General features: G+C 58.0%; 2 protein-coding genes. Both read right to left on the bottom strand.

Features of this window, described 5'->3' with window-relative positions:
* Nucleotides 1–1,077: LCP family protein (locus ACXJ5O_RS23895; RefSeq protein ID WP_457302076.1), on the bottom strand; the 1,077-nt coding region annotated here is incomplete at its 3' end.
* A 1,097-nt stretch (nt 1,078–2,174) separates the two neighbouring features.
* Nucleotides 2,175–2,648: NUDIX hydrolase (locus ACXJ5O_RS23890; RefSeq protein WP_457302075.1), on the bottom strand; the 474-nt coding region annotated here is incomplete at its 5' end.

The following is a 2,648-nucleotide window of genomic DNA, read 5'->3' as shown; positions in this document are numbered from 1 at the left end:
GGCCGGACCGGCGTGGTCCGCGTACTGCTTGGCGTCCGTCTCGGAGGGTGGCGGCACGGTGGACTGGGTATCCCTGAGCTTTGTCCCGGGGAGGGGCTTATCAGCGGCGATCGACCGGAACAGTTTCTTGGCCGGTCCTTGGAGCCACTCTATCCGACCGGGGTAGCTGGTGGAGTAGCGCCACGGCGTGATGACGAAGTGGACCTGATCGGAGGACAGCCTGCGGGTAATGAGCCCGAGGTCTAACATCACGCCGAGTGTGAGGGCAGGGTCGGTGGTAATGGACTTGGTAGCCGTGTTGAGGAAGCCAAGCAGCCGGACCGGGTTGATCAGAGTCCAACCGCTCAGTGTCTTCTTCGCCATGGCGACGACGAAATCCTGCTGACGCTGGATGCGGCCGATGTCGGACCTGTCGCCAATACTGTGGCGGGTACGGACGTACCCCAGCGCCTGTTCACCCTGCAGCGTCTGCCACCCCGCGGGCAGGTCCAGCTGTACGTAGTTGTCACGGATCGGCTCGGGGATGCAGAGGTMCACCCCGCCAATCGCATCCACCATGCCTATGAAGCCGGTGAAATCAACCGTGACGAAGTGATCGATGTGGATGCCGGTGAGCGCTTCCATGGTCTTCCAGGTACAGCCGATACCGCCGAAGCTGAACGAGGAGTTTATCATGCCGATACGCCGCTGCTGACCTGGCCGCCTTTCCCCGGAGCGGCAGGCCGGAAGCTGGACCAGCGAGTCGCGCGGGAAGCTGATGACGGCCGCCTCGTTCCGTGTAGGGGACAGGTGCACGAGCATGATGATGTCCGCACGTTCCCCCGCGTACCTGTCGTCTCGCTGGTCCGACCCGACGACGAGGATGTTCAGCGCGTCGGTCGATGCCTTGGCCGGGCGGGCGTCGCCCAGGTCCTCGCGGGTGACTTCGATGTGACTGATGTTGCGGGTGAGCTTCGCATACACGGTGGCAGGCAGCAGCGCGATGAGGATGACGACAATGAATGGCCGCCGCAAGTAGCGGCGGCGCTGGGGCTTGTCCTCGGCTGCCGGCTCCTCGTCCATCACCCCACCGCTCACGTTATTCTCCGGGAGAGGGCGGGCCGATAGCCACGATTGGCGGGAGCCGCCCAGAACCCAATATACCCTGCCAAATAGGATTCTAGTCATACGCATTTAAAACGCAAGGGCAGCCCAGCCGTAGCGGCGGCGTCATAGGAGCTGCTTTCTCAACGCTGGACATTGTTCCCCTGCAATGTCCACGCGGTCGCAACTAGACTAAAAAAATGATAATTGGCGAAGTCACCTGAACGATATCCATCGGGGAATGCTGAAATGCGATTAGCTTGCTACGTCTTGATTGCCACCGCTTTCGTCTTTTTATCTGCGTGTACGACTACTCCTAGTGTCGACAGCAATTTGGCGACCAACTCCCTCAGAAATTCGGTATATGACGAGTGTGGATGGGCTCCGGACTCGTCTAGTCTCGCGAGCTTGGTACCTGCCATTTCAACGGGCCGGGACGGATTTCAAAGAATTACAAAAGCAATATGCGCTGCGGCGAAGAGTGCACCTGCTCCGACTTCCCCGGGGGATCATGTTATGGTCGAGGTCGAGGGGAAATCGGTTCGCGGAAGGTTCCTTGAACCGGGCGAAAAACTTTCGCAAGGTTGATAGAACGGATACGCAGCGACCTGTCTCGCCAGGTAGTCGTCACCCGCGCCCCCCGGATTCGCAAGGAACCGGGCGGACTTGGCCAAGGAAGTTAGAAGGCTGGCTGTCAATTGCAGGGAATTTTTTGACCCCTTATCGGCGTCTGATTTGGCGATGATACAGTACTGATCCATCTTATGATTAGAGTGCGCAGATCTAAGGCGCACGAGATCATCGATGTACCGGTTCAGGATACGATGAATCTCGCTTCGATTTCATGTCGCTCGGCAAGGAGCACAGATCGTATCAACGTCGAGCAAGACCCTGATCGAAAGGTGAAGGCAACCGGCTTCGGAGTCGCCGCGGTCGATATGAGCGAAATCCCCAACAATTGATCTAGTGTGTGTGGCGACACCTCAACAAAGTTACACGCTGGACTGTCTGCTCCCGGCGGCTGGCCATGCATAGCCGGTTGAGTGGCGCGTTTTAGGCGTTATCTGGGACGCCAAGTGGATGACGGCGTGTCAGGCACCAGCAGGCGGCGGTGAAAAATGTCCCAAAAAGTGTCTTTCCGCCAGATGGACGCAGGCTATATGGTGGCTTTGGCGCAGGAGCAGCGTCGAGCGAATGTGCTCCCAAGGAATGAGTTCGACATCAATCTGCTCCGTCGCATCTAATGCCGGTGTGCCCGTTAGTTCGGCATCGAGAGCGAGAAAGTAGTGAACCATATTGGGTTGATTGGTGGAGTTGGCGTAAAGTGATCCCAATGGCACAATCCGGTTACTAGTATAGCCAGTCTCCTCCAGTAATTCACGCCGTGCCGTCGCCTCCGGGCCAAAGTCGTCTTTGTCGACGACGCCGCTAGGCAGACCGGCAACCACCAATCCAACGCCATGTCTATATTCTTGCGTAAGAACCACCTCACCTTGAGGCGTGATCGGCAGAACACAGACCCAATCCGGGTACTCCAGTACATAGTAGGGTTCGATAACTACTCC

The sequence above is a fragment of the Phyllobacterium sp. P5_D12 genome, assembly GCF_054049495.1.
Note: the sequence above shows the minus strand (reverse complement) of the source record. Positions and strands in the feature narration are given on the sequence as shown.